Raw genomic sequence first — 1,169 nt, forward strand, 5'->3', positions numbered from 1 at the left:
CTCAGGTTGAATCCGCGATGTCCGGCTGGTTGATCAGGCCCTTGAGGTCCAGGCCGGTGGTCGGCAGGCAGCCCTCGATCAGGTGCGGGCGGTACTGGATCTTCTTCAGCTTCCGCTTGATCACCTGGGTCAGATGCGCGAGGTCAGCGGCGGCGAAGTCGGCCAGGGCACGTTTCAGCAGGCTCCAGACCCCTTCCTGCGGGTTGAGTTCGGGCGCGTACGGCGGCAGATGGAAGATCACCAGCCAGTCCTTGTGCTCCTCGGCGAAGTCGAACAGCTCCTGCTGAAGGTGCACATTGAGGTTGTCCCACACCCACACCACAGGGGTGCCCAGCTGCAGGTGCACCATCCGGATGAAGTCCCGGTAGTCGTTCCAGGCGAACGACTTCGGCTCGCCCTTGCGGCCGTGGTAGACGTGCAGCTTGAAGAACATCCGCGCCCGCCGGCCGGCCTTGAAGCACACCGCGCCGGCGATGTTCACCCTGCCTCCGCGCCGTCCGGCCACCCGCACGATGGGCCGTGCCCCGCGAGGTGCCCAGGTCCGCCCCTTCGGCGGGATCAACGACTGCCCGGCCTCGTCCGCGAAACAGATGTAGGCACCCAGGTGTGCGGCGGTGGTTTTACCCGCGGCCAGACTTCGGCCTTCCACACCTCGACCACCTCCTCGCTGCGCTCCAGCGACCGCCGCAGCGGTACCTGACAGCTCCAGCCGTGCCGCCTGAGCAGCCGCCACACCCCCTGCACGGTGTAACCGATGTGGAACAACCGGCCGATCAGCAGCTTCACCCGCTTCAGGGTCCAGCCCTGGTCTTCGTCGTCAAAGCCGTGCGCCAGCGGTCCCCGCTGCAACTCCCTTTCCAGCCGCTGCCACTGCCGGGACGTCAGCTTCTCCACCGACATCGGCCCAGCCGAGGCCAGCGCCGCCGCACCCCCACGCCGCCAGGCCGCCCGCCACCGACGCACCGACCGGTCCGTCACCCGCAGCTCAGCCGCGATCTGCGCCGTGCCCGCACCGGACTCGAACCGCTTGACCGCCTCCAGCCGTAACGCCTCACGTTTGTCCTGCTCGGCAGGCGTCAGCCCGCCCCCTTGCGCGTACCGCATGAGACCGTCGTACCGCAGGGATCACACCCCGTCACCACCCCGGACATCGCGCATTCAACCTGAGT

The 1,169-nt window shown here is 67.9% G+C and carries 2 protein-coding genes; both read right to left on the reverse strand.

Annotated features, from left to right (window positions below; genetic code table 11):
- Position 1: 1 nt before the first annotated feature.
- Positions 2-562: a transposase gene (locus ACFYMU_RS33420; protein ID WP_388381493.1), complete on the reverse strand. Its 561-nt coding sequence runs from the start codon at positions 560-562 to the stop codon at positions 2-4.
- Positions 559-1,104 (reverse strand): winged helix-turn-helix domain-containing protein, encoded by a 546-nt coding sequence (locus ACFYMU_RS33425; RefSeq protein ID WP_388381495.1) that lies wholly within the window; start codon positions 1,102-1,104, stop codon positions 559-561. Before ACFYMU_RS33425 ends, ACFYMU_RS33420 begins: the two co-directional genes overlap by 4 nt.
- Positions 1,105-1,169: the final 65 nt, after the last annotated feature.

Source organism: Streptomyces sp. NPDC007264 (assembly GCF_042869095.1).
Taxonomy (GTDB): Bacteria; Actinomycetota; Actinomycetes; order Streptomycetales; family Streptomycetaceae; genus Streptomyces.